Source organism: Mesorhizobium sp. M7A.F.Ca.US.006.04.2.1, from assembly GCF_004022915.1.
Taxonomy (GTDB): Bacteria; Pseudomonadota; Alphaproteobacteria; order Rhizobiales; family Rhizobiaceae; genus Mesorhizobium; species Mesorhizobium ciceri.
Map to the genome: position 1 here is coordinate 1 of NZ_RZQA01000456.1, position 5,229 is coordinate 5,229.

Here is a 5,229-nt window from a genome sequence, read left to right on the forward strand (position 1 = left end):
GATGTGCTGGAACGCCCAGCGGTTCCATGGCGGCCGGTCCCAGTCGAGCTTCGGCGGCACCATGGCGGGCGGCGAGCCCTGCATGATCGGCGGCCGCGGATCGCTGTTGCGATAGGAGTCCATGAAAGGCCATTCCCGGAAAAGAAAAGACCCGGCGGCATGTGCCGCCGGGTCTCTCATGCAGCGGTTACTTCTGCAGTTCGGTCCAGATCTTGGTGTAGAGTTCCTGCGTTTCCGGCGGGCACATCTTCTGGAATTCGCCTTTCGGCTTGGCATCGGCCGGAATGACGACTTCCGGCGCATCCTTCATGTCCGCCGGCATGTATTTGTCCGAGCCGGTGATGGCGTTGGCATAGCGGTGGAAGGCCGAGAGGCCCGCCGCGTTTTCCGGATCCATGATGAAGTTCTGGAACAGCTTGGCATTGTCGACGTTCTTGGCTTCCTTCAGAACGACGACGTTGTCGCTCCACAGGCCAAAGCCTTCCTTCGGATAGTTGTAGTGGATGGCCGGATTGGCCAGCCGCTGGCGCAGTGCCGAGCCGTTCCAGTCGCTGGTCGCCTTGAAATCGCCGGCGCCCATCTTCTCGATGGTGTTGTATTCCATGGCGATCCAGTTCGGCTTGGCCGCCACCAGGAGGTCGCGCACCTTCTTCAGCACCGCCTTGTCGTCGGTGCACTGCTGGCCGCCGACATATTTGATCGCCGCGAAGATGACGTCGCCCATCTCCGGAACGACGTTGACCTTGCCCTTCAGCTCGTCCGGCGTGTTGAAGACGATGCCCCAGCTGTCGGCTGGACCCTTGTAGGCATCGGTGTTGACGACGACGCCGATCGTGCCCCAGGCCCACGGCACCGAATATTTGCGGCCCGGATCGAACTCGGGATTGGCCCATTCCGGCGCGACGTTCTTGAAGTTCTCCATCTTGCCCGGATCGGTCTCGAGCAGGAGACCTTCCTTGATCCAGATCGGCACATAGGTCTGCGACGGCACCGCGATGTCGAAGCCGGTGCCGCCCTGGCGAACCTTGGCCAGCGCGGTGTCGTTGGAATCGTAATCGGTGATGGTCACCTTGACGTTGTATTTGGCTTCGAACTTCTTGATCACGTCGGGGCTGGTGTAGTTGCCCCAATTGTAGATGTTGAGCACGCCGTCGGCGCGGGCCAGGCCCGTCGAGGCGAGCAACGCCAACCCCATGGCGGTTGCTGTTGTCTTCCAGTTCATGGTTTTAACTCCCATTTTTCGGTTCAGTCTCGTTTCCTGCTGACGAAGAAAAACAACGTGACGATGGCAACCGAGAGCAGCAGGAAGGCGGTCGATATCGCGTTGATCTCGGGTGTGATGCCGCGGCGGATCTGGCCGAGCATGTAGGTGGGCAGCGTGTCCTGGCCGCCCGATTTGACGAACTCGGTGATGACGACGTCGTCGAGCGAGATGACGAAGGCCAGCATCAGCCCGGCCAGGATGCCGGGCCACAGAAGCGGCAACGTGATGCGCCGGAACGTCTTCCAGGGCGTCGCGTAGAGGTCGGCTGCGGCACGCTCCAGCGTCAGGTCCATATTCTCAAGCCGCGCCCGGATCGGCAAATAGGCAAAGGGAATGCAGAACGCCGTGTGCGCGGCGACCAGATAGCCGATGCCGGAATAGCCGGTGAAGATCTTGATGCGCGAGAAGAAAATCAGCAGCGCCACCCCGGTGACGATCTCGGGCACCATCAGCGGCTGGTTGATCGCCGCATACTTGAAGGTGAGGCCGGGATAGGACGCGGTGCGGGTGGTGGCGAGCGCCGCCATGGTGGCAAAGATCGTGGAGAGCACCGCCGCAATGGAGCCGATCTGGAAGGAACGCAGCGTGGCATCGACGACCTGCGTGTTCTGCCATGCCGACTGGAACCATTTCAGCGAAAAGCCGCCCCATTCGGAGGTCGAGCTCGCCGCGTTGAAGGCATAGATGACCAGCACGATGATCGGCAGATACAGCACGATAAAGCAGGTCGCGGCGATCGCGCTGAATCCTGGCTGGTGCTTGATGGAAAAGTTCTTAGCCATGACGCACCCCCGACTTGCCGGCATTGCGCACATAGGCAAGCAGCGCCACCATGACGATGATCATGACGGCGATCGACAGCGCCGAGCCGAGTGGCCAGTTGCGGCCCTGCCCGAACTGCAATTCGATCAGGTTGGACAGCATCATGTTCTTGCCGCCGCCAAGCACGCTCGGCGTCACATAGGCGCCAAGCGCTGGAATGAAGACCAGGATGGAGCCGGCGATGACGCCCGGCTTGACCATCGGAAAGATAATCCGCCGCAGCACCTGGAAGCGCGTGGCGTAAAGGTCATAGCCCGCCTCGACCAGCCGGAAATCGAGCTTTTCCATACTGGCGTAGATCGGCAGCACCATCAGCGGCAGGTAGACATAGGCCATGCCGATCAGGATCGCCGTGTCGGTGTAGAGGATCTGGATCGGCGCCGAGATGATGCCGAGCTTGAGCAGCATTGTGTTGATGATGCCTTCGTTGCGGATGATCTGCAGCACCGCGAAGGTGCGGATCAAAAGGTTGGTCCAGAACGGAATGGTGATCAGGAACAGCCAGAGATCGCGGGTCTTTTCGCTGCGCGTCGCCATGAAATAGGCGGTCGGGAAACCAAGCACCAAGGTGGCGATCGTCGTCACCACCGAGAGCTTGATCGAGCGCAGGAAGATGGTGACGTGGGCGGCGGCGATCGAAAGCGTGTCGTCGAAGATATCGCGTTCCAGAAACACCGCTATCCAGGCTTCCGGCGAGAACTGCCACTTCACGTCGCCATAGGAGCCTGGCGTCAGGAACGAGTAGACGAGCACGATCAGCAAGGGGCCGGTCGCGGCGAGGAAAATGACCAGCAGCGCTGGCGCTGACAAAAGCCAGCGGTCGCGGACATCGCGCCGCTCCGCTGCCTTGGCGACTTCTTCCGCGGTCGCCATCGTCAGTCCTTCAGGACCTGGGCGGCATCGCTGCCGATGAGGATGCCGACCGCGTCGCCCTTCTCGAAACCGCAGCCCGCGCTGCGCGTGTTCTGCTGGCGTACGGTGAAGAGTTCGCCGCTGTCGAGATGAACATGGATGTGGGTGTCGGTACCGAAATAGACGATATTATCGACCCTCCCCGACAGTTCGCCCTTGGCCTTGGTCAGCTTGGCGTGTTCAGGCCGAACCACGACCGTGGCATTGGGCTTGGGCTGGAAACCCTGGGCCACGGTCGCCTCGATGGTCGCACCGGACTTGAGCGTGGCGCGCGCCTTGCCGTTGGCCATCTCGCTGATGGCGGCCGTCAGGAAGTTGGTTTCACCGATAAAGTCGGCGACGAAGCGTTCGGCCGGCTTGTCGTAGATATCCCAGGGCGAACCGACCTGGAGGATCTTGCCCGATGACATGACCGCGATGCGGTCGGACATGGTCAGCGCTTCTTCCTGGTCGTGGGTGACGAAGATGAAGGTGATGCCGGTCTCGTGCTGCAACCGCTTCAACTCGATCTGCATCTCCTTGCGCAGCTTATAGTCGAGCGCCGACAGTGGCTCGTCGAGCAAAAGCACCTTCGGCTGCGGTGCCAAGGCGCGGGCCAAGGCCACGCGCTGCTGCTGGCCGCCGGAGATCTGGCTGGTGCGACGACCGGCGAGTGCCTCCATCTTGACCAGCTTCAGCATCTCGGCGACGCGCGCCTTGATCTCGGCCCTCGGCTTACCCAGCATTTCCAGGCCAAAGCCGATATTGTCTGCGACCGTCATGTGCGGGAACAGCGCATAGGATTGGAAAACGGTGTTGACCGGCCGTTTGAAGGGTGGCAGCGGCGCGATGTCCTGGCCGTAGAGCAGGATTTCACCGGCGGTTGGAAAATCGAAGCCGGCGATCAGCCTGAGCAACGTCGTCTTGCCGCAGCCGGATGGCCCCAGCAACGTGAAGAATTCGTTCTCGCGGATAGATACCGAGACCGTGTCGAGGGCAGCCACCTGCCCCTCACCTGATCCGAAAATTTTGCTGACGTTTACTACTTCAATCGCATTCCGATCCGGTTTGTCCGGCACGATTACGCCTCACTGTTGACCCCGCTCTTGCTGGCGGAGCTCTTCCCCTGTTCGATGTGACCACATGGCCGGTGGGTTGGCAAGCCCGGCATTGGGTCACAGTTCAGTCAGTCATTGAGGCCTGCAAGCCCCATGCCATAGTCAGGCCTGATAGGTGATCTTGCCGCCGCAAATCGTCGTCACCGGCCGCACCTTGTGCAGATCGGCCGGGGCGGTGTTCTCGATATCCATCGACAAAACCACCAGATCGGCCATGTAGCCCGATCTCAGCGTGCCCTTGCGGTGCTCGGCGAATTCGGCGTAGGCGCCCTCGATCGTGTAACCGGCGATCGCTTCATGCAGCGAGAAACTCTGATCCGGGTCGCTTTCTGCCCATGGTTTGCGCAACACTGCCGCCTGAATGCCCAGGATCGGATCGATCGGCGACACCGGCCAATCGGATGCGAAGACGACATGCGCGCCGGCATCCTTCAAGGTCCGCCAGGCATAGCTCAGCGGCCAGCGTGCCGGCCCGATGCGCGACACCGTCGGCTCCAGCGGAAAATCCATGGCGCCGGGCGGATGCGGCGGTTGCATGGAAGCAATGACGCCGAGTTCTGCGAAACGCGGCACATCCGATGTGGTGGTGACCTCGATGTGCTCGACCCGGTGACGGCTGTCGCGCTTGCCGTTCGCCTTCTGCGCCGCCTCATAACCGTCCAGCACCGCGCGCACCGCGCCGTCGCCGATCGAGTGCACGGCGATCTGCAGCCCGCGCCTGTCGGCCGCGACGGCCAGATCGATGAATTGTTGCGGCGTGAACAGCGGCTCGCCCACCCAGTCGGGCCGGTCGGCATATGGCTCGACCATGACAGCTGTCCAGGAATCGAGCACCCCGTCGTAGAACACCTTGACCATGCCCGACGACAGCCATTCGCTGTTATAGCTTTCGGCCATACCAGATGCCTTGTCGAGCATGTCGAGCGTCATGAAATTCTTGTAGTGGAACGGGATCTTGACGCGGCAGGGCAAGCCTTCCTCGGCTTCGATCTCGGCCAGCAGCTCAAGCTGATAGAGGTTGCCGTCCATGTTCTGGATCGAGGTGATGCCGTGGCGGGCGCACCAGGCGAGCCCGCGCCGCATAATGTCGCGGTCGGCGTCCCGCTCGGCCGCCGTCGGCATCGGGTCCGGCTC

The 5,229-nt window shown here is 61.7% G+C and carries 5 protein-coding genes and 1 pseudogene; all 6 read right to left on the reverse strand.

All coding sequences use genetic code 11. The annotated features are described in order from the left end of the window. Nucleotides 1–123: pseudogene (locus tag EN925_RS40840) on the reverse strand (6-aminohexanoate hydrolase); the annotation flags it as partial. Between the two features lie 64 nt (nt 124–187). Further along, nucleotides 188–1,222, reverse strand: coding sequence for an extracellular solute-binding protein (locus EN925_RS22365; RefSeq protein WP_027161445.1), 1,035 nt, complete (start codon nt 1,220–1,222; stop codon nt 188–190). A gap of 23 nt (nt 1,223–1,245) precedes the next feature. Then, nucleotides 1,246–2,046, reverse strand: coding sequence for an ABC transporter permease (locus tag EN925_RS22370; RefSeq protein ID WP_013529816.1), 801 nt, complete (start codon nt 2,044–2,046; stop codon nt 1,246–1,248). After that, nucleotides 2,039–2,959 (reverse strand): ABC transporter permease, encoded by a 921-nt coding sequence (locus EN925_RS22375; RefSeq protein WP_013529815.1) that lies wholly within the window; start codon nt 2,957–2,959, stop codon nt 2,039–2,041. Before EN925_RS22375 ends, EN925_RS22370 begins: the two co-directional genes overlap by 8 nt. Nucleotides 2,960–2,961: 2 nt before the next feature. Then, on the reverse strand, nt 2,962–4,056 hold the full coding sequence (locus EN925_RS22380; RefSeq protein ID WP_027161444.1) for an ABC transporter ATP-binding protein: 1,095 nt from the start codon (nt 4,054–4,056) through the stop codon (nt 2,962–2,964). A gap of 141 nt (nt 4,057–4,197) precedes the next feature. Beyond that, nucleotides 4,198–5,229: amidohydrolase (locus EN925_RS22385; RefSeq protein WP_164894330.1), on the reverse strand; the 1,032-nt coding region annotated here is incomplete at its 5' end.